This is a genomic window from Rhodococcus sp. AC861, from assembly GCF_979256035.1.
The window spans coordinates 666073-690446 of record NZ_CEEDMW010000003.1; the positions used below are offsets into that span (position 1 = coordinate 666073).

The window sequence follows — 24374 nt, forward strand, 5'->3', positions numbered from 1 at the left end:
CCCTGGGCACGTCGCGTGGCGTGCACACACCTGTGCAGGAACGAGGACCACCGTGGAACCGACCGATTCCGACCCGTCGCCCCGTGCGAGCGGACCGTTCCGCGTCGGCGATCGCGTCCAGCTGACCGACGGCAAGGGCCGTCACTACACGGTGGTCCTGGACGCGGCGAAAGAGTTCCACACCCACCGCGGCGGCATCCGTCACGACGACCTCATCGGTGTCGACGAGGGCAGCGTGGTGAAGTCGGTCAACGGCACTCCGTACCTCGCTCTGCGGCCGTTGCTGGTGGACTACGTGCTGTCGATGCCCCGTGGGGCGCAGGTCATCTACCCCAAGGACGCCGCGCAGATCGTGCACGAAGGCGACGTCTTCCCCGGCGCACGGGTTCTCGAGGCCGGCGCGGGGTCGGGCGCTCTGACCTGTTCGCTGCTGCGGGCGGTGGGCCCGGAGGGGCGCGTCATCTCGTACGAGGTGCGCGACGACCATGCCGAGCACGCGGTGCGCAACGTGGAGACCTTCTTCGGCGGGCGACCCGACAACTGGGATCTGGTGATCGGCGACGTCGCGAACTTCGACGTCGCACGCCACGAGGGAATGGTCGACCGGGTGGTCCTGGACATGCTCGCACCGTGGGACGCGCTCGAGTCCGTTGCAGGGGCGCTCGTCCCGGGTGGCGTTCTGATCGTCTATGTGGCGACGGTCACTCAGCTCTCCAAGGTGGTCGAGGCTCTGCGTGCGCAGGAGTGCTGGACCGAGCCGCGGTCATGGGAATCGATCGTCCGCGGCTGGCACGTCGTCGGTCTCGCGGTGCGCCCGGAGCATCGGATGCAAGGTCACACCGCTTTCCTCGTCAGCGCGCGGCGGCTCGCGGAGGGAACGGTCACGCCCAAACCCCAGCGCCGAGCGGGCAAGACGCCGGTGGAACCCGCCTGACACCGGCCGTTCATCCGGACGTTGTCGGACCCTCCTCGTAGCCTCTGAGCACGGACGTCACACACGTTTGCGTTTCGCCCGGTAGCGTTGAGAAATCGCTTTGGGAGGAGTCCTACATGAGCCCTACAGACACGCCGGACAACACTGCCGACACCGACCGCACGTCGCTACTGGCAGAACTCGACGCGGTACGCGCCGAGGCGACTGCACTTCGCCGCAAGCTCGACGCCGCGCGCAGCGGATCGTCCGGAACATCGGACGTCCGTGATCTGGAGACGCGGGTCGACACGCTGTCCATCCGCAACACCAAGCTCATGGAGACGCTGAAGGAAGCACGCCAACAGCTGATCGCACTCCGCGAGGAGGTCGACCGGCTCGGTGCGCCGCCCAGCGGCTACGGCGTCCTGGTCCACGTCTACGAGGACGAGACCGTCGACGTCTTCACCTCCGGCCGCAAGATGCGACTGACGTCCTCGCCGAACGTCGACTCGAGCGCTCTGCGTCCGGGTCAGACGGTGCGCCTCAACGAAGCGCTGACCATCGTCGAGGCGTGCGAGTTCGAGCGCGTCGGTGAGATCAGCTCGCTGCGTGAGATCTTGGAGGACGGTCGTCGCGCACTGGTAGTCGGACACGCCGACGAGGAACGCGTGGTGTGGTTGGCCAAGCCCCTGCAGGAGATGGCCGACGACGAGGCACCGGAGGATCCGGACGGCCCGTCCCGTCGTCTGCGTCCCGGCGACTCGCTTCTGGTCGACACCAAGGCCGGCTACGCCTTCGAACGCATCCCCAAGGCCGAGGTCGAAGACCTGGTTCTCGAAGAGGTCCCGGATGTGGGCTACGAGGACATCGGCGGACTGGGCCGGCAGATCGAGCAGATTCGCGACGCCGTGGAACTGCCGTTCCTGCACAAGGATCTGTTCCGTGAGTACTCGTTGCGGCCGCCGAAGGGCGTGCTGCTCTACGGTCCTCCCGGGTGCGGCAAGACGCTCATCGCCAAGGCCGTGGCCAACTCGTTGGCGAAGAAGATCGCCGAGGCACGCGGTCAGGATGCTCGCGACGCCAAGTCCTACTTCCTGAACATCAAGGGCCCGGAACTGCTGAACAAGTTCGTCGGTGAGACCGAGCGTCACATCCGCCTGATCTTCCAGCGGGCGCGCGAGAAGGCCTCCGAGGGCACCCCGGTGATCGTGTTCTTCGACGAGATGGACTCGATCTTCCGTACACGTGGATCGGGTGTGTCGTCCGACGTCGAGACCACCGTGGTTCCGCAGCTCCTCGCGGAGATCGACGGCGTCGAGGGCCTCGAGAACGTCATCGTCATCGGCGCATCCAATCGCGAGGACATGATCGACCCCGCGATCCTGCGACCGGGACGTCTCGACGTGAAGATCAAGATCGAGCGTCCGGATGCGGAGTCCGCCCTGGACATCTTCTCGAAGTACCTGGACGACTCGTTGCCCGTGAACGCGGACGATCTCGCCGAATTCGGCGGCGACCGTGCAGCGTGCATCCGCGGGATGATCGAGCGGGTCGTCGAGCGCATGTACGCCGAGAGCGACGACAACCGTTTCCTCGAGGTCACCTACGCCAACGGCGACAAGGAAGTTCTCTACTTCAAGGACTTCAACTCGGGTGCCATGATCCAGAACATCGTCGACCGCGCCAAGAAGTACGCGATCAAGGCCGTTCTGGACACGGGCACGAAGGGTCTGCGCGTCGGACACCTCTTCGACTCCATCGTCGACGAGTTCGCCGAGAACGAGGACCTGCCCAACACCACCAATCCCGATGACTGGGCACGCATCTCGGGCAAGAAGGGCGAGCGGATCGTCTACATCCGCACGCTCGTCACCGGGAAGAACGCGAGCGCCAGTCGTTCCATCGACACCGAGTCGAACACGGGTCAGTACCTGTAGTCGACCGTGTCACCGACGCAGTAGCTCCTCGACGATTGCCCGAGTGTCCGGAACGAAGGGCCATTCGGGATCGCCCAGGTGTTCTCGAAGTCGAGAGTCCGTCCACCACCAGCCGTCCGAGATCTCGGACGGCTGGTGGTGCATCGGGCCGTCGTGGTGGATCACGTAGGCGAAGAGATGGCAGCGGATTCGAGCGGACCCCGACCGCCCCGTCCACCGTCCGACGACGGGCGGACCGACGACGTCGCAGGTGATGCCCAGCTCTTCCGACAGTTCCCGCACCGCGGCTTCGTGTGGTGTCTCGCCGGCGTCGACCACACCTCCCGCCAGACAGTCGTGCATGCCGGCGAACACCGATTTTGTCTCCGTCCGTCGATGCACGTAGATGCGGCGACCGTCGGTGGACCGCACCAGAACTCCCGCACTCGCGTGCCACAGCCCGTCGGCATAGACCGTGGAGCGTGGGGCGGAGCCGACGACGGTCGCGTTCTCGTCGAAGACAGTGACCATCTCGTCGTCGGAGGCAGTCGTCGGCGTTCGCACTCGATCGGGGCACACAGGGCCGATAGCATAGGCTCGAAATCATGCAGCGCATCATCGGCATCGAGGTCGAGTACGGAATTTCCTCCCCGACCGAACCTTCCGCCAATCCGATCCTGACCTCCACCCAGGCGGTGCTGGCCTACGCCGCCGCTGCCGGTGTGCCTCGGGCGAAGCGGACCCGGTGGGACTACGAGGTGGAGTCGCCGCTGCGCGACGCCCGAGGTTTCGACCTCGGCCGGTTCAGCGGGCCCGCCCCGATCATCGACGCCGACGAGGTCGGCGCGGCCAACATGATCCTGACCAACGGTGCGCGGCTCTACGTCGACCATGCGCATCCGGAGTACTCGGCTCCCGAAGTACGGGACCCGCTGGATGCCGTCATCTGGGACAAGGCCGGCGAGCGCGTCATGGAAGCCGCTGCACGCCACGCCTCCAGCGTGCCCGGTGCGCCGAAGCTGCAGTTGTACAAGAACAACGTGGACGGCAAGGGCGCGTCGTACGGCACGCACGAGAACTATCTGATGTCGCGGGAAACGCCGTTCTCGGCGATCATCGCCGGGCTGTCTCCGTTCTTCGCGTCCCGCCAGGTCTTCACCGGTTCCGGACGCGTGGGCATCGGTCAGTCGGGAGACGAGCCCGGCTTCCAGCTGTCGCAGCGAGCGGACTACATCGAGGTCGAGGTCGGCCTCGAGACCACCCTCAAGCGGGGCATCATCAACACCCGCGACGAACCCCATGCCGACGCCGACAAGTACCGCCGGCTGCACGTGATCATCGGGGACGCGAACCTCGCCGAGATGGCGACGTACCTCAAGGTGGGCACTACCGCGCTGGTCCTCGACATCGTCGAAGCGGGAGTGGATCTGTCGGATCTGCAGTTGGCTCGCCCCGTCACCGCCGTCCACCAGATCAGTCACGATCCGACGCTGCGACGGACCGTGGCGTTGGCCGACGGTCGTGAGCTCACGGCTCTGGCCTTGCAGCGCATCTACCTCGAGCGGGTGTCGGCTCATCTCGATCGACAGGGTGAGCAGGATCCGCGCGCCGCGGACGTCGTGGAGAAGTGGGCGATGATCCTGGACAAGCTCGAGCGCGACCCCATGGACTGCGCCAACCTGCTCGACTGGCCCGCCAAGCTACGGCTGCTCGAGGGTTTCCGTAACCGCGAGAACCTGGGATGGTCGGCACCTCGTCTGCACCTGGTCGACCTCCAGTATTCCGACGTCCGGCTGGACAAGGGTCTGTACAACCGACTCGTCGCCCGCGGCTCGATGGAGCGGTTGGTGTCCGAGCAGGAGGTGCTCGACGCCGTCTCGAACCCGCCGACGGACACACGCGCGTACTTCCGGGGCGAATGCCTGCGCAAGTTCGGTCGGGACATCGCAGCCGCCAGTTGGGATTCGGTGATCTTCGATCTGGGAGGCGACTCCCTCGTACGCATCCCGACGCTGGAGCCGTTGCGTGGAAGCAAGGCGCATGTCGGCGCTCTGCTCGAGTCGGTGGACTCCGCTGCGGAACTGGTGGATCAGCTGACCACCTGATCCGACGGTTCGGCGACCGCACGGTGGGTTGTCACCCTCTACGGTCGCACGCTCGGTAGGCTGAAGTTTCGCCGCGTGTCGAGAGAACACGCGGCACGTACGAGGAGGTCGGCTATGGCACAAGAGCAGACCACACGCTCCGGCGGTGGAGACGACGACGAAGGTTCGGCCGAAGGTGCATCCGGCCAGGAACGCCGCGAGAAGCTCGCCGAGGAGACGGACGATCTTCTCGACGAGATCGACGACGTGCTCGAGGAGAACGCGGAAGACTTCGTCCGCGCCTACGTGCAAAAGGGTGGCCAGTGACGGACGGCAATTCCGGTTCCCGTCCCTACGAGAGCGAGACGTCCCTCCGGTACGGGTCTCCCTTCTCGTCCTTCAGTGACCACCTGCGTGCGTACGCGCCGCATCTGTTGCCGGAGAACAGATTCCGCTCGGACCTCGCCCTGACGGCGGAGGCCGCCATGCAGTCCGACATCGCACCGCACGGCACGACGATCGTCGCTGTCGCCTTCGACGGCGGGGTGATTCTCGCCGGTGATCGACGCGCGACGATGGGCAACCTGATCGCGAGTCGTGACGTGGACAAGGTCTACATCACCGACGATTACTCGGCTGCCGGCATCGCCGGCACGGCCGGGATGGCTATCGAACTGGTCCGTCTGTTCGCCGTCGAACTCGAGCACTACGAGAAGATCGAGGGCGTCTCGCTGACGTTCAACGGCAAGGCGAACAAGCTCTCGTCGATGGTGCGCGCAAATCTCGGTGCGGCCATGCAGGGTCTCGCCGTCGTCCCCCTCCTGGTGGGATACGACCTCGATGCAGCGGATGCTCGTCGGGCCGGCCGCATCGTCTCGTACGACGTGGTGGGCGGACGGTACGAGGAACGGGCCGGGTACCACGCGGTGGGATCGGGCTCGCTGTTCGCGAAGTCGGCGATGAAGAAGCTCTACCGCGACGGCATGACCGAGGACGAGGCGCTGCGTGTCGCCGTCGAATCCCTGTACGACGCCGCGGACGACGACTCGGCCACCGGCGGTCCCGACGTGACACGCGGGATCTACCCGACGGCGGTCGTCATCGGTGCCGGGGGAGCGAACTTCGTCACCTCCGAGCGCTCGGAGGCACTGGCACGCGCGGTCCTGCAGGACCGTTCGGAAGAAGGGGGACCGCGCCGATGACCATGCCGTACTACGCGTCAGCCGAACAGATCATGCGCGACCGTTCGGAACTCGCCCGTAAGGGCATCGCGCGCGGACGCAGCGTCGTCGTCCTGACCTACGCCGACGGTGTGCTGTTCGTCGCGGAGAACCGGTCGTCCGCGTTGCACAAGGTGAGCGAGCTGTACGACCGTCTCGGCTTCGCCGCGGTGGGCAAGTACAACGAGTTCGAGAATCTTCGCCGTGCCGGCATCGTCCACGCCGATACCAAGGGCTACACCTACGACCGGGCGGACGTCACCGGTCGTTCGCTGGCCAAGGCGTACGCGCAGACGCTGGGCACGATCTTCACCGAGCAGCTCAAGCCGTACGAAGTGGAGATCTGCGTCGCCGAGGTCGGGAACTACGGTGAGGCTCCCGGGGCGCAGCTGTACCGGATCACGTACGACGGCTCGATCGTCGACGAACGTGACTTCGTCGTCATGGGTGGTGCGACCGAGCCAATCTCGACGGCGCTGAAGGAGAAGTACCAGCCGGGTCTCGGCCTCGAGGCAGCGGTGGCGTTGGCGGTCGACGCTCTGCAGGACACCACGTCCGCGACACCGGCGAACGGGGCAGCGGCGGAACCTGCGGAGAAGCGGGTTCTCGAAGTGGCGAGCCTGGAAGTGGCCGTGCTGGAACAGACCCGCCCCCGACGTGCTTTCCGACGCATCTCCGGCGGTGCACTCGACGCGTTGCTGCCGAGCGCCGAGTAGACCGACGAGATCAGCCCCGGGCGACGACTGGCGTACCGGGACCGTAGAGCGTGAGCAGCGAAGGCCGGGCCTGGTAGTCGAAGGTCCGGCCTTCGCTCGCTACCTCCCCGTCGACCGCGACGGCGACAGGCGTGCCCTTGTTGGCGACCGACAGGGCGGGCACGCGCAGGTGACGGTAGGTCGGCGACGACCCCAGGGTTCCCGTCAGGGCAGCGATGGCCAAGCGAGTGCGGGAGAAGCGCATCCGGGCGCGGAGATAGCGGACGTCCAGGACACCGCCCGCGATCGACGGTCGCGACATGGGGATCTGGTCGCCGGGGGTGTACGTACCGTTTCCGACGAACAGCATCCACACCGAATCCGGGCGGCCGTCGATGTCGACATCCATCGGTTCGGCCACCGCAAGAACTGCGATCATCGCCGCGGCGGCGGCGGGCCACTTGCCGATGCGAGGGCTCCACTTGTCCCGCAGCCGCACCGAATCCGGATACCCGCCGATGCTGGCGGTGTTGACGAAGAGGGTGGCGTCCGCGCCGTCGACGCTGACACTCCCGACGTCGACGCGATACGAGTCACCGTGCGTGACGGCGTCGGCCGTGACGGTCATGTCGACCGCACCGACGTCTCGGGCGAAGTGGTTGAGGGTTCCGCCCGGGAAGACCGCGAGCGGAAGTCCGGTCCGGACCGCCGCCGCGACAGTGGCCGCGACGGTTCCGTCTCCGCCACACGCTCCCAGCGCGACGCTCCCCGTCCGCTCGGCAGCCTCGGTCAGCTGCTCGGTGAAGTCCCGATCCGGATCCGGCTCGAAGAACTCGGCGTCCGGCAGGGCTGTCGCGACGTCCGCGACCACGTCCGAATTGTGCGTTCCGGCACCGGGATTGACCATGACCAGCAAGCCGCGACCCGCGGGCAGTGCGGGCGCCGATCCGGGTGCGCCCAGTTCGGCGGACGCCGCCGATCGCACCGCCCACCAGCGACGGGTGGACACGGCCACCGCTGCGCCGAGCGCCGCACCGGCGACGACGTCCGACGGCCAGTGCACGCCGACGTGCACACGCGAGTACGCCACCGCGACGGCCAACGGTGCGACGACGAGCCCTGCGACGGGGGCCTCCAGTGCGACTCCGGTGGCGAACGCTGCCGCCGACGCGGCGTGCCCGGACGGGAAGGACGACGACACGGGAGGTGCGAGGAGCCGTCGCAACGCGGGGACGTCGGCCGCCAGGGGGCGAGCACGGGGGAGCAGCGGCTTCAGAACACCGTTGGCGAGCGAGCTGGCACCGACGACGGCGAGGAGACCGCGCACCGCGCCGCGTCGACGCGGACCACCGGACGCCGCCAGGGCGCCCCCGACGAGTGCCCACAGAACGCTGTGGTCGGCCAGCCCGGTGAGGGTACGCAGAACGGGATCGACCACCGACGGCCGCCGCGCGAAACTGGCGTCCACCAGCGCCAGATCGAGAGAACGAGTACGGCCGCGCAGCGATCGGGGGTTCACCCGCGCAACACTACGGGCGACAGCCGATGCTGCACTCGAAGCCGTTGTACTGTCGAAGTGTGCAGCGACGAATCATGGGGATCGAGACCGAGTTCGGTGTGACGTGCACGTTCCACGGACATCGCCGACTGAGCCCCGACGAGGTGGCCAGGTACCTCTTCCGGCGAGTCGTGTCCTGGGGCCGAAGCTCGAACGTCTTCCTGCGGAACGGCGCACGGCTGTACCTCGACGTCGGGTCCCACCCCGAGTACGCCACCGCGGAGTGCGACAGCCTCCTGCAGCTCGTCACCCACGACCGGGCCGGCGAGCGCGTCCTCGAGGATCTTCTGATCGACGCCGAGCAGCGACTCGCCGAGGAAGGTATCGGCGGGGACATCTACCTGTTCAAGAACAACACCGATTCCGCGGGCAACTCCTACGGCTGCCACGAGAACTACCTCGTGGTCCGCGCCGGGGAGTTCTCGCGCATCTCCGACGTCCTGCTCCCGTTCCTGGTCACCCGCCAGTTGATCTGCGGCGCCGGCAAGATTCTGCAGACCCCGAAGGCTGCGACCTTCTGCCTGTCCCAGCGCGCCGAGCACATCTGGGAAGGTGTCTCCTCGGCCACCACGCGCTCGAGGCCCATCATCAACACCCGCGACGAGCCTCACGCCGATGCCGAGAAGTTCCGGCGCCTGCACGTGATCGTGGGCGACTCCAACATGGCCGAACCCACCACGATGCTCAAGGTCGGCACCGCGGCCCTGGTCCTCGAGATGATCGAAGCGGGCGTCTCGTTCCGGGACTTCGCTCTGGACAACCCCATTCGAGCCATCCGGGAGGTCTCGCACGACTCGACCGGTCGACGTCCCGTGCGTCTCGCAGGTGGCCGCCAGGCCAGTGCGCTCGAGATCCAGCGCGAGTACTACTCGCGGGCAGTCGAGCATCTGCGCAACCGGGAGCCCGATCCTCAGGTCGAGCAGGTGGTGGACCTGTGGGGTCGCACGCTCGACGCCGTCGAGGCTCAGGACTTCGCAAAGGTCGACACCGAGATCGACTGGGTGATCAAGCGGAAACTGTTCGACCGGTACCAGGACAAGTACTCGATGGACCTGTCGGACCCGAAGATCGCCCAGCTGGACCTGGCGTACCACGACATCAAGCGCGGCCGCGGCGTGTTCGACATCCTGCAGCGCAAGGGACTCGCCAAGAGGATTACCGAGGATGAGCAGATCGACGAGGCCGTCGAGACGCCGCCGCAGACGACACGCGCGAAGTTGCGCGGCGAGTTCATCTCCGCGGCGCAGGCAGCGGGTCGTGACTTCACGGTCGACTGGGTGCACTTGAAGTTGAACGACCAGGCGCAGCGGACCGTGCTGTGCAAGGACCCCTTCCGGTCCGTCGACGAGCGCGTGGAGCGACTGATCGCCTCCATGTAGCGCCGGTCCGTCCACAGGCCGGCGCAGTCGAGCCGTTCGTCCACAGCCCGGCGATGCGCAGGGGAGCGACCGCCGCGAGCCACTAGGCTGGTGCGGTGGCGATCTCCAAAGTCGAGCGGTTGATGAATCTGGTCATCTGCCTGCTCTCGACGCGGCAATACCTGACCGCCGAACGCATCCGCGAGTCCGTGGCGGGTTACGAGGACTCGGCGAGCGACGAAGCGTTCAGTCGCATGTTCGAACGCGACAAGAACGAGCTCCGTGATCTGGGCGTCCCGCTCGAGACCGGACAGATCTCGCGGTTCTCCACCGTCGAGGGCTACCGCATCAACCGTGATCGGTACGAACTCCCGGACATCGATCTGGCCAGCGACGAGGCTGCCGCCGTCGCGGTCGCCGTCCAGTTGTGGGAGTCCCCGGAACTGACGTCGGCTGCGCAGAGCGCGATGCTCAAGCTGCGGGCCGCGGGAGTTCAGGTCGACACCGACAATTCGCCGGCCGCGGTCACCGCGATCCCGTCGCGGAGCCGAGGGTCGGAGCCCGCTCTGGGCAAACTGCTCGCCGCCATCGACGCCGGCCGATCGGTCCGCTTCGCGCACCGCGCGAGTCCGACGGCGCAGTTCCGTGAACGAACGGTCGAGCCGTGGGGCGTCGTGACCTACTCCGGCCGGTGGTACCTCGTCGGCCACGACACCGACCGCGACGCCGTGCGTACCTTCCGGTTGTCGCGCATCGGTGACGACGTGACGGCTTTCGGTCCCGTCGGGTCGGTGAAGAAGCCCGACGACGTGGATCTCGCGGTCATCGTCGCCCGCGCCGCAGACCGCGGCGACGTGGCCGGCACCGCGGACGTCTGGGTGTCGGAAAGCCGCGGGCTCGAACTGCGACGCCTGGGCGACGAGGTCGACTCGCGGCTGCTGGCCGGTCGGCGTGGCTCGGTCGTCCGCATCCCCGTCCGCTCCTGGGACTGGATCGCCCGTGTGGTGGCCGGACACGGCGCCGATGCCATCGTCCTGTCGCCGAAGGAACTGCGCGACGACGTGATCGCGACCTTGTCGGTGACGGCGCACCGTGCCCCGGCAGATGCCGGCTCGCTCTCGACGGGGGGACTCGCATGAGCGTCAGACTGTCGTCGCGATTGGCGCGACTGCTCAATCTCGTGCCCTACTTCATCGCCAATCCCGGCATCAGTGCCGCCGACGCCTCCGCGGAGCTGGGCGTCACCACCAAGCAACTGATGGACGATCTCAACCAGCTGTGGCTCTGCGGCCTTCCCGGATACGGGCCGGGTGACCTGATCGACCTGTCCTTCTCCGAGGACAGCATCGAGGTCACGTTCTCCGCGGGCATCGACCGTCCGCTGCGTCTGACGTCGACCGAGGCCACCGCGCTTCTCATCGCCCTGCGTTCTCTCGTCGAGATGCCGGGCATGGTGGACCCGTCGGCCGCGCACCGTGCTATCGCGAAGATCGAGGCGGCAGCCGGTGTCGCAGCATCCGGAGATCCGTCGGACGAGACAGTCGATCCGCCGTCGGAAAGCCCCACGGTGTCGACGGTGCGCGGCGCGCTCGCCCGCAGCCACGCCCTGGACATCACGTACTACTCCGCATCGCGCGACGTCGTGTCCGAGCGGACGGTGGATCCGATCCGCATCGTCCTCGTCGACGACCAGAGTTATCTGCAGGCGTGGTGTCGGGCCGCGGAAGGTGTGCGGTTGTTCCGACTGGACCGGATCGACGCCGCCACCGAACGGGAGGATGCGTCGTCACCTCCGGCCGGGGCCATGAACGACGGCGACGCGCTCGACCTGTTCCACGACGATCCGTCGCTTCCGCTCGCGCGGTTGGTCGTTGCGCCCGATCACGTGTGGATCCTGGACTACTACCCGATGAATCGCACGTCGGAGCTGGCCGACGGATCGATCGAGGTGTCGATGCGGTTCGCCACCCTCGACTGGATGTCCCGTCTGGCGCTGGGCCTCGGCTCGGGTGTCCGGGTCCTGGGTCCGCCGGCGCTGGTCCGGGAAGTCACCGTTCGAGCGCGTGATGCTCTGGACGTCTACCGCGCAGCGGCGCAGATCTGACGGACACCCTCGGGAAGCGGAGGGTGAACAGACGGGAAACCGTCAGCTCCGAGCGGCTGCGGGAGCCCGGCGAACGACAGTAGGTCCGGTAGCATCGGGTCCAACGAAACTGGGAGGTTTTTCAATGGGTGCGTTACAACCCTGGCACTGGATCGTCTTGATCGTGGTGCTCGTGCTGCTGTTCGGATCGAAGAAGTTGCCCGAGGCAGCTCGCGGTCTCGGTCGTTCCATGCGCATCTTCAAGAGTGAGGTGCAGGAGATGCAGAACGACGGCAAGAAGTCCGAGGGAACGTCGGCCGCGCCTGCACCTCAGACGCAGCTGCCCGCGAACCCGACTGTCGCCAACCCGACTGTCGCCAACCCCGGCGTCGTGAACCCGACTGTCGCCGATCCGACGCAGGAGCAGCACCCGCGCTCTGCCTGATCGTTCCTGCTGATCTACACAGAGAGTGACCGTGCGCATTCCGTTCGATCCGCGTCAGCGCAAGCGTCGCGTCAACCCCGACGGCACCATGTCGCTCATAGACCATCTGTACGAGCTCCGCACGCGGTTGCTCTGGTCGATGCTCGCCATCGTGCTGACCACTGTCGTGGGCTTCTTCTGGTACTCGCACTCGATTCTCGGGATCGAGTCGCTCGGCGATCTGCTGCGCGGTCCGTACTGCTCGCTTCCGCAGGAAAGCCGCGCGAACCTGACCCAGGACGATTCCTGCCGATTGCTGGCAACGGGTCCGTTCGAGCAGTTCATGCTGCGGTTCAAGGTGGCCATCACGGCCGGTGTGGTGTTGGCGTGCCCCATCTGGCTGTACCAGATCTGGGCGTTCATCACCCCCGGTCTGTACCGCAACGAGCGTCGATACGCGGTGGCGTTCGTGACAGCCGCGGCCGTCCTGTTCGTGGCCGGCGCGATTCTCGCCTACGTGGTGGTCGCGAAGGCGCTGCACTTCCTTCTCACCATCGGTGACAACGTCCAGATCACCGCCCTCAGCGGTGCCGAGTACTTCGGCTTCGTCATCAATCTGTTGATCATCTTCGGCGTCAGCTTCGAGATTCCCTTGCTGATCGTCGCTCTCAACGCCGTCGGAGTGCTGCGCTACGAGAAGCTGCGGGGGTGGCGGCGCGGACTCATCTTCGCGATGTTCGCGTTCGCGGCAGTCGTCACTCCGGGCGGTGACCCCTTCTCGATGACCGCGCTCGCCGTGGCACTGAGCATCCTGGTCGAGGTCGCCATCCAGGTCGCCCGCGTCAACGACCGCCGACGCGCGAAGCGCGACCCGGAGAAGTGGGACGACGTCGACGACGACGAGGCCACCCCGCTGGACACGACGACCACCCCCGTCGCGCGTCCCGCACCCGTCGGCAGCCACGACGCGGGCACCGACTACTCCGACACTCTCTGACCTGGCGGCGGCAACTCCGGGATACGCACTAACCTGGAGACGTGGCCACTATTTCCGGGCATCGTGAACCGACCGGGCCCAAGTTGGCGGAGTTCGCGTCGACGCTGCCGTTCCCGCTCGACCCATTCCAGATACGCGCCTGCACCGCCCTCGAGGACGGACACGGAGTGCTGGTGTGCGCGCCCACGGGCGCGGGCAAGACCGTCGTCGGTGAGTTCGCCGTCCATCTCGCGCTGACCAGCGGCGCCAAGTGTTTCTACACGACGCCCATCAAGGCCCTGAGCAACCAGAAGTACGCCGAGCTGGTCGCCCGCTACGGCAAGGGCTACGTCGGTTTGTTGACAGGTGATCAGAGCATCAATTCCGACGCCCCGATCGTCATCATGACGACCGAGGTGCTGCGCAACATGCTGTACGCGGAATCGCCTGCGCTGCGCGGTCTTTCGCACGTGGTCATGGACGAGGTGCACTATCTCGCCGACCGGTTCCGCGGGGCCGTGTGGGAAGAGGTGATCCTGCATCTGTCCGAGGACGTGCGGTTGGTGAGCCTGTCGGCCACCGTGAGCAATGCCGAGGAGTTCGGCGCCTGGATGGAGACGGTGCGCGGCAACACCACCGTGGTGGTCGACGAGACCCGTCCCGTTCCCCTCTGGCAGCACATCCTCGTCGGACGCCGACTATTCGACCTGTTCGACGTCGAGGCGAACAACGGGGCCCCCGGCGGAGTCGTCGTGGACAAGAATCTGGTCCGCCACGTCAAGGAACGCGTCCAGGCCGAGCGGATGGGGTCGTGGGAGGCACCGCGAGGGCGTGGTCCCCGATCGGGGCGTGGGGGCGGGCGACCCGGCCGACCGGAAAGTCGACCCATCCCTCGACCCGACGTGATCAAGCTGCTGGACGAGGAAGGCCTGCTTCCGGCCATCACGTTCATCTTCAGCCGCGCGGGCTGCGACGGTGCCGTCAACCAGTGTCTGCGATCGGGACTGCGACTGACGTCCGAGGAGCAGGCGCAGGTGATCGGCGAGGTGATCGACCGACACACCGCCGAGATTCCTCGCAGTGACCTCGAGGTCCTGGGGTACTGGGAGTGGCGGGACGCGCTCGAGCGCGGCATTGCCGCACACCACGCCGGCATGCTTCCCGTCTTCCGCCACACCGTCGAGGAACTGTTCGTGCGAGGACTCGTGCGAGCGGTGTTCGCGACCGAGACGTTGGCCCTCGGCATCAACATGCCTGCCCGCACCGTCGTGTTGGAACGACTGGTCAAGTTCAACGGTGAGACGCACGCCAACCTGTCGGCGGGGGAGTACACCCAGCTCACCGGCAGGGCGGGCCGCCGAGGAATCGACGTCGAGGGTCACGCCGTCGTCCTGTGGCAGTCGGGTGTCGAGCCCACCGAAGTGGCCGGCCTGGCGTCCACTCGCACCTTCCCGCTCCGCAGTTCGTTCCGGCCGTCGTACAACATGGCGGTCAACCTGGTCGATCGGATGGGTGTCGACGCGTCCCGCATGTTGCTCGAGCGGTCGTTCGCGCAGTACCAGGCCGACGCGTCGGTCGTGAGTCTGGTGCGGGGCATCGAGAAGAACGAGGCCACCAGGACGCAACTTCTGAGCAAGCTCGGCGGCGCCGACTCGCCGTACGTGGAGTACACGAACCTGCGTGCACGACTGAAGGACCGCGAACGCGAACTGGAACGTCAGGGCCGTAGCGACCGTCGCAACGACGCGGTCACCTCACTGGTCTCGCTCCGCCGTGGCGACGTCATCTCGATACCGTCCGGTCGCCGTTCGGGCCTGGCGGTCGTGTTGGAAACGGACGCGAATGCGGTCGACCCGCGACCGTTGGTGCTCACGGAGGACAAGTGGGCAGGTCGTGTGTCGTCCGCGGACTTCCCGACGCCCGTGTCCGCGTTGGGGCACATGCGTCTGCCACGACACGTCGACCACCGGACCGCGCGCACCCGTCGCGATCTGGCGTCGGCGCTGCGGGGAACCGGCATCACCCCGCCGGGACGCGGCCGTCGGCACCAGTCGTCTGCCGGAGACGATCGCGAACTCGGTGTCCTGCGTCGCGCCGTCCGCTCGCATCCGTGCCACACCTGGCCGGACCGAGAGCACCTCGCACGGCTGGCCGAGAAGTACAGCAGAGTGGAACGCGACACCGAGTCGATGCGCCAGAAGGTCGCCTCGACGACCAACTCGTTGGCGCGCACGTTCGACCGCATCCTGGAACTGCTGACCGAACGCGGCTATCTCGCGGCCGGGGCGGACGGCGACGTCGCCGTCACCCAGCGGGGCTCGAAGCTCGGTCGCATCTACTCCGAGTCGGACCTGCTCGTCGCCGAGTGCCTGGCCGAGGGCATCTGGCGGGGACTCGGACCGGCGGAGTTGGCCGCCGTGGTGTCCACGGTGGTGTACGAATCGCGTCAGGACGGTGAGAGTTCAGAACAGGGCCCGACCGGCAACATCCGACATGCGCTCTCCCGCACGGTGGCCGCGTGGCACGACCTGCGCGCCGACGAGATCCGGTTGAAACTGCCTCCCACGCGTGAGCCCGACACCGGCTTCGCGCTCGCCGTCTACAAGTGGGCCCGTAAGGAATCTCTCGAGGACGTGCTGTTCGCTGCCGGTCAGCAAGGCCGTGCGTTGTCGGGAGGCGACTTCGTCCGGTGGTGCCGCCAGGTCATCGATCTGCTGGACCAGATCCGGTCGGCGTCGCCCGACGACGAGGTGACGGCGACAGCGACGAAGGCGATCTCGGCCATACGGCGCGGAGTCGTCGCCGTGGATGCCGCATGATGAACATGTCCGACGCGGCTACCGTGTCTCCGACACCCTGCACGACGACCAGTTCGACAACCCGATACCACCGGAGGCGACGATGAGCGGCCCGTACAACCCCGACGAACGGTCCTCGTCCCCTGACCCCGACCAGACCAGCCAGTACCCCGCTGGTCAGTATCCCGGCGGCCAGTATCCCGGTGGCCAGTACCCCAGTGGCCAGAACGCGTACGGGCAGGATCCCTACGGGCAGCAGGCCTACGGTCAGCAACCCCAGGGTCAGCAACCCCAGTACGGCCAGCCTCAGTACGGACAACAGCCGTACGGCCAGCCCCAGTACGGGCAACAGCCCTACGGCCAGCAGCCCCAGTACGGGCAACAGCCGTACGGCCAGCAACCTTATGGATATCAGCAGCCGCAGCAGGGGTACCCGCAGGGCAATCAGCAGTGGAACGCAACTCCGCCGGCCAAGTCCTCGAAGGTGCCGTTCATCGTCGGCGGGGCCGTGATCGCGGTCATCGTCGCGGCGGGTGTGGTCTACGGCGTGACGACGCTGGGCGGGGACACGTTCGACAACTCGGCCGTGCAGGACGGCGTCGCGAGGATCGTCACCCAGTCGTTCGGCGCGATCGACGTGTCCGACGTGTCGTGCCCGTCCGGCCAGAAGGTCGAGACCGGCGCCATCTTCACGTGCGACCTGACGGTCGACGGCGAATCGCGGTCCGTCACCGTGACGGTGAAGGACGACCAGGGCACGTACGAGGTCGGTCGTCCCCAGTAAGTCCTACCGGGCCATGGCCTTGATCAGTCGACCGATCGAGTTCTGAGCACCGAGGTCCTCGGCGATGGCAGTCAACCGCGGCAGATCGACGGGTTCGCGCGGAATGGCGTCGGATCGCGAGAACATGATGTCCGCGTCGGTGACCACGCGTACGACGGGGAGCGCCGCCTCGATGTAGTCGCGTGCGGCCATGATCTTGGCGCGTACTCCGGCGGCCATCTCCTTGTCGCCCGAGTCCGCCGCCGCCAGGATCGCCTCGAGCGAGCCGAATCGTGTCATGAGTGACGACGCGGTCTTCTCGCCGATTCCCTTGACTCCGGGCAGACCGTCGGACGAATCCCCACGCAGGAGAGCCAGTTCCGCGTATCCGGGGCCCGGTCGGTCGGCCGGTACGCCGTAGCGCTCCGCCACTTCGGCGGGCCCGAACAGTTCGGCCTTGGCCAGTCCCCGGCCTGCGTACAGGACGCGCACCGGCACCGGGTCGTCCGAGACCACCTGCAGCAGATCGCGATCGCCGCTGACGACGACCACCGGGTCGGTCCGCTCCGTGGCGGCGAGCGTGCCCAGGACGTCGTCCGCCTCGAGCCCCTCGGCTCCGGCTGTCGCGATGCCCGCCGCCTCGAGAATCTCGAGGATCAGGGTCACCTGCGGTCCGAGGGCGTCGGGCGCCTCCTCGGCATCGGGACCGGAGTCTGACACCTCGAGTACGCGGTGCGCCTTGTACGACGGGACCAGGTCAACACGGAACGTCGGGCGCCAGTCCAGGTCGAGGCAGACGGCGAGTCGGGTCGCACCGGTGCGGGTGATCAACGAGGCGACCATGTCGGTGAAGCCGCGCACGGCGTTCACAGGCCTGCCGTCGGGCGAGGTCATCGACTCGGGCACTCCGTGAAAGGCGCGGAACCACAGGCTTGCCGCGTCGAGGAGAAGTACCGTGTCGCTGTTCTCGGCCGTCATGCGCCACATCCTGCCGCATCGGATGTCGCCACCGGTCGATAGCCTGGCGGTATGACCTCTCGGTTCCCCTCTTCCGTGTATCGCACTCGACTCGACCGGGCGGCCGCTCTCGCCGCCGAGGCCGGTCTCGACGCCCTTCTCATCACGCCCGGGCCGGACCTGCGCTACCTCCTCGGGTCTCGCGCGGAGTCGTTCGAGCGGTTGACGTGCCTGGTGATTCCCGCCGATGGGACGCCGGCGTCTGTCGTCGTGCCCCGCATCGAACTGGCCGCGCTGAAGGACTCGGCAGCCGCCGAACTGGGGATCGAGCTGCGCGACTGGGTGGACGGGGTGAACCCGCACGGCCTGGTGGCCTCGCTGCTTCCGAGCCCCGCACGCACAGCCGTCACGGACGCGATGCCGGCGCTGCATCTGATCCCGCTCGCCGACGCCCTGAGCGCACTGCCCGTCCTCGCGACACCGGTTCTGCGCGAGCTGCGTATGACGAAGGACGACGCGGAGATCGGCGCACTCCGCACCGCGGGTGCGGCGATCGATCGCGTGCACGCGCGGATGGGGGAGTTCCTCGCGGCCGGACGGACGGAAGCCGAGGTGGCAGCGGACATCTCGGCCGCCATCCTCGAGGAGGGGCATACCGAGGCGGCGTTCGTGATCGTCGGCTCCGGCCCACACGGGGCCGATCCGCACCACGAGGTGTCCGAACGCGTCATCGAGGAGGGCGACGTGGTGGTCATCGACATCGGCGGTCCGGTCGAGCCCGGCTACAACTCGGACTCCACGCGGACCTACAGCATCGGCGAGCCGACGGACGCCGTCGCAGCGACCGTTGCGGTCCTCGAACGCGCACAGCAGGCAGCCGTCGATGCAGTTCGTCCCGGGGTCACCGCGGAGGCGATCGACGCCGCGGCGCGCGACATCCTGGTGGACGCCGGGTACGGCGACGTCTTCGTGCACCGCACCGGGCACGGCATCGGCCTGTCGGTGCACGAGGAGCCATACATTGTGGCGGGCAACGACATTCCGCTCGAGGTGGGGATGGCCTTCAGCATCGAGCCGGGGGTCTACTTCACCGGCGAGTGGGGCGCTCGCATCGAGGACATCGTCGTCGTGACGCCGGAGGGCTGCGAGTCGGTCAACACGCGTCCGCACGGTCTGACCGTGCTGCCGGTCCGATGAGCCTCGACCTGCTCGCCGCGCTGCGGCGCGAGGGTGACCGCCTGGCGTCGATGCCGGTGGACGCCTTGTCGTCGCCCGTGCCGACCGTGCCGGGATGGACGGTCGAGCACGTGGTCCGTCACACGGGCAAGGTCCATCGGTGGGCGAACGCGGTAATCCTGGCGGGGCCGGGCGCGGACACCGGCGCGGTGGCGAAGAGTCAGGTCGAGTCGTTGCCGAAGGGCCCCGACTGCCTTCCCGCCTATCGGGCGGCGCTGGACGCTGTCGTCGCCACGTTCGAGCAGGTCGATCCGGAGTCGACCGTGGAGACTTTCGTGGGCGCCCGGACGGCCGCCTGGTGGCTCCGGCGGCAGGCACACGAGGTCGCGGTGCATCGGATCGACGCCGCCGACGCCGTACACGCCGCCGGGGGACCGGCGCCCGACGCGATCGATCCCGAGGCGGCCGCGGACGCCGTGGCCGAGCTGACGGAGGTGCAGTATCCGCACCGGTTGCTTCTCGACCGTCTGACGCCCGCGTCGATCGGGCGCACCGTGCACGTGCACGGCACGGATGTCGACGACCTCGAATGGACGTTCACCCTCGGCGCCGACGGCCTCACCAGTACACGCGGGCACGGGAAAGCCGATGTGGCACTGAGGGGTACGGCAGAGCACCTGTTGCTGGTGCTCTGCCGTCGTCGACCTCTCGACGTGGTCACCGTCTTCGGTGACACCTCGGTCGCGGAGTCACTGCTCGACGCGTCCCGCTTCTGACCTCACTTCACGAAGTCGAGAAGCGCCGCGTTGACCTCCTGGTAGTGGGTCCACAGGAGGCCGTGCGGTGCACCGTCGACCTCGACGTAGGTCGCCTCGGGGAAGGCGTCGTGGAACGGGCGACCGGTCGAGTCGATCGGCAGGATGTTGTCCGCGGTGCCGTGCAGGATCAGCGTCGGCTTGCCCGACTCCCGGACGGTCTGCACATCGGCGCGGAAGTCGGTGAGCCATGTCGGGACCACCGCGTATGCCGCGACGGGGGCGCTCGATGCGGCGACGTTCCAGCTGTTGCGGACGGCGGCCTCGCTGATGCGCGTGCCGAGAGTGTCGTCCAAGTTGTAGAAGTCCTTGTAGAACGCGTCGAACCATGCGAAGCGGTCGCCCCTGGCAGCCTCCTCGATGCCGTCGAACACGGACTGCGGGACGCCCGTGGGGTTGTCGTCGGTCTGCAGCAGGAACGGTTCGAGCGACGCGAGGAAGGCGAACTTGGCGACGCGATCGGTGCCGTAGCGGCCGGCGTAGCGCGCCAGTTCCCCTGTGCCCATGGAGAAGCCGACGAGGATGACGTCGCGGAGGTCGAGTGCTTCCAGGACTTCGTTCAGGTCCGAGGCGAAGGTGTCGTAGTCGTACCCCTCGGTGGTCTTGCTCGACTGTCCGAACCCGCGCCGGTCGTAGGTGACGACGCGATAGCCGGCGTCCAGAAGGGCGGCCGACTGCCGTTCCCAGGAGTGTCCGTCGAGCGGGTAGCCGTGGATCAGGACGACGGGTTGTCCGGTGCCGTGGTCCTCGTAGTAGACCTCGACGGGTGTGCTGTTCTCGGTACCGACTGTGATGTGAGCCATGGCCTTATGGCGCCTTTCGACTGATGTGATCGAACGGGACACGAATCGAGAACGATCGTTCTCGGCTCGTGTCGCCTACAGTAGAGAACGATGGTTCTCACCGCAAGTGTTCGACCGAACGGAGGAGCGATGGAACCCGACGACCGCGCCCGCATCCTGACGGCGGCCGACAGGTTGTTCTATGCCCGCGGCATCCAGAGCGTCGGCATGGACGAACTGCGCTCTGCCGCCGGCGTGCCGCTGAAGCGTCTCTACGCCCAGTTCCCGTCCAAGGCGGCGATCGTGGCCGGCGTCCTGGACGGCCGCACCGCTGTGTGGAATACCCGCATCGACCAGGCAGAGGCGGCGCACGAGTCACCGCGGGAGAAAATTCTTGCCATCTTCGACTTCCTCGACGACTGGTTCGCCGAGGACGACTTCCGCGGATGCGCGTTCATCAACTCGTTCGGTGAACTGGGGGCGACGATGCCCGCGGTGTCCGACGCCGCACGCACGCACAAGCTGGCCTTCATCGACCACGTCACCGAACTGGCCGTGGCATCGGGGCATCCACCGGGCGTGGGCCTGCAGATCGCGCTGCTCGCCGAGGGCGCGCAGACCACCGCGGCCATCACCCGGTCGGGCGAGACGGCGCGAGCTGCCAAGGACGCCGCGGCGCGCTTGCTGGACTGACTCAGTCCCGCAGGGACTGGGACCCGAGCACGCGGGTCACGGTGATCTCGATGACCACTCGCTCCGGGTTCTCCCGCGGTGTCCGGTACCGCTGTGCGTAGCGGTTCTCGGCGTCCCGCACGCTGTCGGCATCCCGCAGGATCCGTGCCGGACCCTCCAACGTCAGCCACCGGGCGCCGTCCACCTGGGTGACGGCCCCGTACGCGCCGCGCTCGGCGTTACGAACCTTCTGCGACCCCTCCCGCGTGATCACCCGAGCCAGTCCGGCCTCGGCGTCCCACGTGAATCCCACCGCGACGACGTGCGGCGTACCGTCCGGCCGCTTCGTCGCCAGGGTCGCGAGATGACGCTCGGTGAGGAACGTGCCGGCGTCGGCATTGAGCGAGGAGGGGGTAGCGGGCATGACCGTCACGATAATCGAGGACACTTGACCACGTGACTCGCCACTCGGTCGAACCTTCCGCGCCAGGAACCCTTCTCCTCCTCGGCGGCCGCAGCGACATCGGTCTCGAGATCGCGGTACGGATGGCACCCGGCAGACATGTCGTGCTGGCTGCGCGCCGGTCGTCGGACCTGGACGACGAGACAGCCCGCGTGCTGGCTGCCGGCGCAGAATCGGTGGCGACCACCGAGTTCGACGCCGACCGGGTCGACACCCACGAGCAGTTCGTGGCGGACGTCGTCCGCGAGCACGGACCGCTCGACACGGCGGTACTGGCCTTCGGCATCCTCGGCGACCAGACACGAGCAGAGACGGACGCTGCCCATGCCGTCGCCGTCGTGCACACCGATTACGTCGCCCAGGTCAGCATGCTGACGAATCTCGCGACGGTCATGCGAGCCCGCGGATCGGGCCGGCTGGTCGTGTTCTCCTCGGTTGCCGGAGCGCGGGTGCGCCGAGCGAACTACGTCTACGGGTCGGCGAAGGCCGGACTCGACGGGTTCGCATCCGGACTGGCAGATGCCTTGCACGGCAGTGGGGTCCGTCTGATCCTGGCGCGGCCGGGCTTCGTCGTCGGGCGGATGACCGAGGGCATGTCCCCGGCCCCGATGTCCAGCACGCCGGGGCAGGTGGCCGACGCGGTCGTGTCCGCCCTGGCGTCGCGCAAGGACGTGGTGTGGATTCCCGGCCGACTGCGGCCCGTGTTCTTCGTCATGCGTCTCCTGCCCCGTGCCGTGTGGCGCCGGATGCCACGATGACGACCGACGTGATCGATGTCGTCGGCATCGGCGCGGACGGGTGGAACGGCCTGGCTCCCGCGTCCCGCAACGCCGTCGACACCGCGGACGTGGTGTTCGGCTCCGCACGCCAACTGGAGGCACTCGGATCACTCGATGCGCAGCGGGTCGCCTGGCCGACTCCCTTGATCCCCGCGATGCAGGAACTCCTCGCGGTGCACTCCGGCCGACGCCGGTGCGTACTCGCCAGCGGCGACCCGATGTTCCACGGAATCGGCGTGACGCTCGTCCGGCTACTGGGTGCCGACGCCGTCCGCGTCTTCCCGCACCCCTCGTCGGCGTCGCTGGCCTGCGCACGCCTGGGATGGGCGCTGCACGATGTCGAAGTCGTGTCGGTCGTGGCCCGACCCGTCGAGTCGGTCCTGCCCGCGTTGACGGACGGCCGACGAGTGCTGGTGCTCAGCGAAGGCGCCGAGACCGTCGGATCGCTGTCGAAGCTGTTGACGGACAACGGTTTCGCCGAGTCGACGATGATGGTCCTCGAGCAGCTGGGGGGACCGGAGGAGCAGGTGCGCACCGCACCGGTCGATACCTGGCGGGGCGCGTCCGACGTGGACCCGCTGAACGTGATCGGTCTCGACGTGCGTCACGCCGGTCCACGCCTGACCCGTGTCGCCGGATTGAGCGACGCTGCCTACATCGGCGACGGTCAGCTGACCAAGAGCGAGGTACGTGCTCTGACGATCAGTGCCCTCGCCCCCGCGCCGGGGGAGCGCTTGTGGGATGTGGGCGGGGGATCGGGAAGCATCGCGATCGAGTGGATGCGGACGCATCCGAGTTGCCGGGCCGACGCCTTCGAGCGGGTGGAGAGTCGCTCCGAGACCATCCGCACCAATGCTGTCGCGCTCGGCGTGCCGGCACTGACCGTGCGCGGACCCGCACCCGACAGTTTCGCCGACGCCCCACGGCCCGACGCCGTCTTCGTCGGCGGCGGCGTCACACAACCGGAAATGCTGAACGCGTGCTGGGACGCGCTGGGGCACGGTGGCAGGCTCGTCGCGAATGCCGTCACCGCCGAGTCGGAATCGCTTCTCTTGCAGTGGTATCAGCGGCACGGTGGTCTGCTGCGACGACTGCAGGTGCACCGCGGCGAACCGCTCGGCGGATTCACCGGGTGGCGTCCGCAGATGCCGGTGACGCAGTGGAGCGTCGTGAAGAACGAGAAGGAGACAGCGTGACAGTCAGATTCGTCGGCGCGGGACCCGGCGCTGCCGATCTCGTCACCGTGCGGGCCGCTCGCATCATCGCGACCAGCCCCGTGTGCCTGTACGCCGGCTCGCTGGTGCCTCGCGAACTGCTGGACACGTGCCCACCCGATGCGCGCGTCGTCGACACCGCCCGGATGACCCTCGATGCCATCGTCGACGAGTTGATCACCGCCACTCGCGCGGGACTCGATGTCGCGCGCGTCCACTCGGGTGATCCGTCGTTGTACAGCGCGGTGGCCGAGCAGGCCCGGAGGCTCGACGCCGCCGGAGTCGACTACGAGATCGTTCCCGGTGTCCCGGCCTTCGCCGCCGCGGCTGCCGCGCTCGGGCGAGAACTCACGGTGCCCGGGATCTCACAGAGTGTCGTCCTGACACGCATTTCCACCCTGTCGACGGCCATGCCCGACGGTGAGGACCTCCCCACCCTGGCGCAGAGCGGGGCAACGTTGGTGATCCACCTGGGCGCTCGGCAGATCCACACCATCGTCGAGCAGTTGAGCCCTCACTACGGAACCGACTGTCCCGCAGCGGTAGTCGCGTTCGCGAGCCGAGCCGACGAGGTCATCGTGCGCGGCACCCTGGCCGACATCGCCGACGCGACGGTAGCCGCCGGAATCGTGAAGACGGCTGTCGTCGTCGTCGGGCGAGTCCTCTCCGCGGAAGGCTTCCCGGACAGCTTCCTGTACTCGGCTGCCCGCCGGCGGCTGGATCACTAG

Annotated in this window: 24 protein-coding genes; 19 read left to right on the plus strand and 5 right to left on the minus strand. The window is 67.6% G+C overall.

Annotated elements, in window-relative coordinates:
* Nucleotides 1–52: 52 nt before the first annotated feature.
* The gene (locus AC0IX4_RS12670) at nucleotides 53–934 is read left to right on the plus strand and encodes a tRNA (adenine-N1)-methyltransferase (protein WP_471829175.1); all 882 of its coding nucleotides are present in this window, start codon (nucleotides 53–55) and stop codon (nucleotides 932–934) included.
* Nucleotides 935–1050: 116 nt separating this feature from the next.
* A complete protein-coding gene (gene arc, locus AC0IX4_RS12675) occupies nucleotides 1051–2850 on the plus strand; it encodes a proteasome ATPase (protein ID WP_042572478.1) in 1800 nt (599 codons plus the stop codon).
* A 9-nt stretch (nucleotides 2851–2859) separates the two neighbouring features.
* On the opposite strand, the gene AC0IX4_RS12680 is transcribed toward arc, so the two are convergent.
* Nucleotides 2860–3360 carry an NUDIX hydrolase gene (locus AC0IX4_RS12680; RefSeq protein WP_471829325.1) on the minus strand — a complete coding sequence of 167 codons (501 nt, stop codon included), beginning with the start codon at nucleotides 3358–3360 and terminating at the stop codon, nucleotides 2860–2862.
* A 74-nt stretch (nucleotides 3361–3434) separates the two neighbouring features.
* Here AC0IX4_RS12680 and dop point away from each other — a divergent pair, with 74 nt between their 5' ends.
* From dop to prcA, 4 genes are all read left to right on the plus strand, one after another.
* Nucleotides 3435–4934, plus strand: a complete 1500-nt coding sequence (gene dop / locus AC0IX4_RS12685; RefSeq protein WP_042572477.1) for a depupylase/deamidase Dop — start codon at nucleotides 3435–3437, stop codon at nucleotides 4932–4934.
* 114 nt (nucleotides 4935–5048) lie between these two features.
* Nucleotides 5049–5240 (plus strand): ubiquitin-like protein Pup, encoded by a 192-nt coding sequence (locus AC0IX4_RS12690; RefSeq protein WP_042572476.1) that lies wholly within the window; start codon nucleotides 5049–5051, stop codon nucleotides 5238–5240.
* Nucleotides 5237–6115, plus strand: coding sequence for a proteasome subunit beta (gene prcB / locus AC0IX4_RS12695; RefSeq protein WP_042572475.1), 879 nt, complete (start codon nucleotides 5237–5239; stop codon nucleotides 6113–6115). Before AC0IX4_RS12690 ends, prcB begins: the two co-directional genes overlap by 4 nt.
* Complete coding sequence (gene prcA, locus AC0IX4_RS12700) at nucleotides 6112–6849, plus strand: proteasome subunit alpha (protein WP_471829176.1); 738 nt, start codon at nucleotides 6112–6114, stop codon at nucleotides 6847–6849. Before prcB ends, prcA begins: the two co-directional genes overlap by 4 nt.
* Nucleotides 6850–6859: 10 nt before the next feature.
* Here the strand turns inward: prcA and AC0IX4_RS12705 are convergent, their stop codons facing one another.
* Nucleotides 6860–8347, minus strand: a complete 1488-nt coding sequence (locus AC0IX4_RS12705; protein WP_471829178.1) for a phosphatase PAP2 family protein — start codon at nucleotides 8345–8347, stop codon at nucleotides 6860–6862.
* Nucleotides 8348–8406: 59 nt separating this feature from the next.
* Between AC0IX4_RS12705 and pafA the strand changes: the two genes are divergently transcribed.
* The 7 genes from pafA (at nucleotide 8407) to AC0IX4_RS12740 (ending at nucleotide 16809) form a co-directional block, all read left to right on the plus strand.
* A complete protein-coding gene (gene pafA, locus AC0IX4_RS12710; RefSeq protein WP_197074639.1) occupies nucleotides 8407–9765 on the plus strand; it encodes a Pup--protein ligase in 1359 nt (452 codons plus the stop codon).
* 95 nt (nucleotides 9766–9860) lie between these two features.
* A complete protein-coding gene (locus tag AC0IX4_RS12715) occupies nucleotides 9861–10883 on the plus strand; it encodes a helix-turn-helix transcriptional regulator (protein ID WP_471829180.1) in 1023 nt (340 codons plus the stop codon).
* Nucleotides 10880–11848, plus strand: coding sequence for a helix-turn-helix transcriptional regulator (locus AC0IX4_RS12720; protein ID WP_056074837.1), 969 nt, complete (start codon nucleotides 10880–10882; stop codon nucleotides 11846–11848). Before AC0IX4_RS12715 ends, AC0IX4_RS12720 begins: the two co-directional genes overlap by 4 nt.
* Nucleotides 11849–11972: 124 nt before the next feature.
* On the plus strand, nucleotides 11973–12272 hold the full coding sequence (gene tatA, locus AC0IX4_RS12725) for a Sec-independent protein translocase subunit TatA (RefSeq protein WP_042572470.1): 300 nt from the start codon (nucleotides 11973–11975) through the stop codon (nucleotides 12270–12272).
* 31 nt (nucleotides 12273–12303) lie between these two features.
* Nucleotides 12304–13248, plus strand: a complete 945-nt coding sequence (tatC, locus tag AC0IX4_RS12730) for a twin-arginine translocase subunit TatC (protein ID WP_042572513.1) — start codon at nucleotides 12304–12306, stop codon at nucleotides 13246–13248.
* A 41-nt stretch (nucleotides 13249–13289) separates the two neighbouring features.
* Nucleotides 13290–16046 (plus strand): DEAD/DEAH box helicase, encoded by a 2757-nt coding sequence (locus tag AC0IX4_RS12735; protein WP_471829183.1) that lies wholly within the window; start codon nucleotides 13290–13292, stop codon nucleotides 16044–16046.
* Nucleotides 16036–16809: a DUF4333 domain-containing protein gene (locus tag AC0IX4_RS12740; protein WP_471829185.1), complete on the plus strand. Its 774-nt coding sequence runs from the start codon at nucleotides 16036–16038 to the stop codon at nucleotides 16807–16809. The genes AC0IX4_RS12735 and AC0IX4_RS12740 overlap by 11 nt, the downstream gene beginning before the upstream one ends.
* A 3-nt stretch (nucleotides 16810–16812) precedes the next feature.
* Here AC0IX4_RS12740 and AC0IX4_RS12745 read toward each other — a convergent pair whose 3' ends face one another.
* On the minus strand, nucleotides 16813–17775 hold the full coding sequence (locus AC0IX4_RS12745; protein WP_471829186.1) for a 5'-3' exonuclease: 963 nt from the start codon (nucleotides 17773–17775) through the stop codon (nucleotides 16813–16815).
* 42 nt (nucleotides 17776–17817) lie between these two features.
* On the opposite strand from AC0IX4_RS12745, the gene AC0IX4_RS12750 reads away from it, so the two are divergent.
* Nucleotides 17818–18942: a M24 family metallopeptidase gene (locus AC0IX4_RS12750; protein ID WP_042572468.1), complete on the plus strand. Its 1125-nt coding sequence runs from the start codon at nucleotides 17818–17820 to the stop codon at nucleotides 18940–18942.
* Entirely contained in the window at nucleotides 18939–19697 is a 759-nt protein-coding gene (locus AC0IX4_RS12755) for a maleylpyruvate isomerase family mycothiol-dependent enzyme (RefSeq protein WP_042572467.1), read from the plus strand. The genes AC0IX4_RS12750 and AC0IX4_RS12755 overlap by 4 nt, the downstream gene beginning before the upstream one ends.
* Before the next feature lie 2 nt (nucleotides 19698–19699).
* On the opposite strand, the gene AC0IX4_RS12760 is transcribed toward AC0IX4_RS12755, so the two are convergent.
* Nucleotides 19700–20539 carry an alpha/beta fold hydrolase gene (locus AC0IX4_RS12760; protein WP_042572466.1) on the minus strand — a complete coding sequence of 280 codons (840 nt, stop codon included), beginning with the start codon at nucleotides 20537–20539 and terminating at the stop codon, nucleotides 19700–19702.
* A gap of 129 nt (nucleotides 20540–20668) precedes the next feature.
* Between AC0IX4_RS12760 and AC0IX4_RS12765 the strand changes: the two genes are divergently transcribed.
* A complete protein-coding gene (locus AC0IX4_RS12765; RefSeq protein WP_082042765.1) occupies nucleotides 20669–21211 on the plus strand; it encodes a TetR/AcrR family transcriptional regulator in 543 nt (180 codons plus the stop codon).
* Between the two features lies 1 nt (nucleotide 21212).
* Here AC0IX4_RS12765 and AC0IX4_RS12770 read toward each other — a convergent pair whose 3' ends face one another.
* The gene (locus AC0IX4_RS12770) at nucleotides 21213–21614 is read right to left on the minus strand and encodes a PPOX class F420-dependent oxidoreductase (RefSeq protein ID WP_042572510.1); all 402 of its coding nucleotides are present in this window, start codon (nucleotides 21612–21614) and stop codon (nucleotides 21213–21215) included.
* 32 nt (nucleotides 21615–21646) lie between these two features.
* On the opposite strand from AC0IX4_RS12770, the gene AC0IX4_RS12775 reads away from it, so the two are divergent.
* The 3 genes from AC0IX4_RS12775 to cobM are packed head-to-tail and all read left to right on the plus strand — an operon-like array spanning nucleotide 21647 to nucleotide 24374.
* Complete coding sequence (locus AC0IX4_RS12775; RefSeq protein WP_471829187.1) at nucleotides 21647–22411, plus strand: SDR family NAD(P)-dependent oxidoreductase; 765 nt, start codon at nucleotides 21647–21649, stop codon at nucleotides 22409–22411.
* Nucleotides 22408–23628 (plus strand): precorrin-6y C5,15-methyltransferase (decarboxylating) subunit CbiE, encoded by a 1221-nt coding sequence (cbiE, locus tag AC0IX4_RS12780; protein ID WP_471829189.1) that lies wholly within the window; start codon nucleotides 22408–22410, stop codon nucleotides 23626–23628. Before AC0IX4_RS12775 ends, cbiE begins: the two co-directional genes overlap by 4 nt.
* A complete protein-coding gene (gene cobM / locus AC0IX4_RS12785) occupies nucleotides 23625–24374 on the plus strand; it encodes a precorrin-4 C(11)-methyltransferase (RefSeq protein WP_471829190.1) in 750 nt (249 codons plus the stop codon). Before cbiE ends, cobM begins: the two co-directional genes overlap by 4 nt.

Bases quoted from the DNA above. Each gene is read 5' to 3' on its own strand.
- tatA (WP_042572470.1), top strand. From the start codon at position 11,973: ATGGGTGCGTTACAACCCTGGCACTGGATCGTCTTGATCGTGGTGCTC.
- arc (WP_042572478.1), top strand. From the start codon at position 1,051: ATGAGCCCTACAGACACGCCGGACAACACTGCCGACACCGACCGCACG.
- AC0IX4_RS12690 (WP_042572476.1), top strand. From the start codon at position 5,049: ATGGCACAAGAGCAGACCACACGCTCCGGCGGTGGAGACGACGACGAA.
- AC0IX4_RS12770 (WP_042572510.1), bottom strand. From the start codon at position 21,614: ATGCCCGCTACCCCCTCCTCGCTCAATGCCGACGCCGGCACGTTCCTC.
- AC0IX4_RS12755 (WP_042572467.1), top strand. From the start codon at position 18,939: ATGAGCCTCGACCTGCTCGCCGCGCTGCGGCGCGAGGGTGACCGCCTG.
- AC0IX4_RS12760 (WP_042572466.1), bottom strand. From the start codon at position 20,539: ATGGCTCACATCACAGTCGGTACCGAGAACAGCACACCCGTCGAGGTC.
- AC0IX4_RS12680 (WP_471829325.1), bottom strand. From the start codon at position 3,360: ATGGTCACTGTCTTCGACGAGAACGCGACCGTCGTCGGCTCCGCCCCA.
- AC0IX4_RS12745 (WP_471829186.1), bottom strand. From the start codon at position 17,775: ATGTGGCGCATGACGGCCGAGAACAGCGACACGGTACTTCTCCTCGAC.
- AC0IX4_RS12740 (WP_471829185.1), top strand. From the start codon at position 16,036: ATGCCGCATGATGAACATGTCCGACGCGGCTACCGTGTCTCCGACACC.
- cbiE (WP_471829189.1), top strand. From the start codon at position 22,408: ATGACGACCGACGTGATCGATGTCGTCGGCATCGGCGCGGACGGGTGG.
- AC0IX4_RS12765 (WP_082042765.1), top strand. From the start codon at position 20,669: ATGGAACCCGACGACCGCGCCCGCATCCTGACGGCGGCCGACAGGTTG.
- dop (WP_042572477.1), top strand. From the start codon at position 3,435: ATGCAGCGCATCATCGGCATCGAGGTCGAGTACGGAATTTCCTCCCCG.
- prcA (WP_471829176.1), top strand. From the start codon at position 6,112: ATGACCATGCCGTACTACGCGTCAGCCGAACAGATCATGCGCGACCGT.
- AC0IX4_RS12750 (WP_042572468.1), top strand. From the start codon at position 17,818: ATGACCTCTCGGTTCCCCTCTTCCGTGTATCGCACTCGACTCGACCGG.
- AC0IX4_RS12720 (WP_056074837.1), top strand. From the start codon at position 10,880: ATGAGCGTCAGACTGTCGTCGCGATTGGCGCGACTGCTCAATCTCGTG.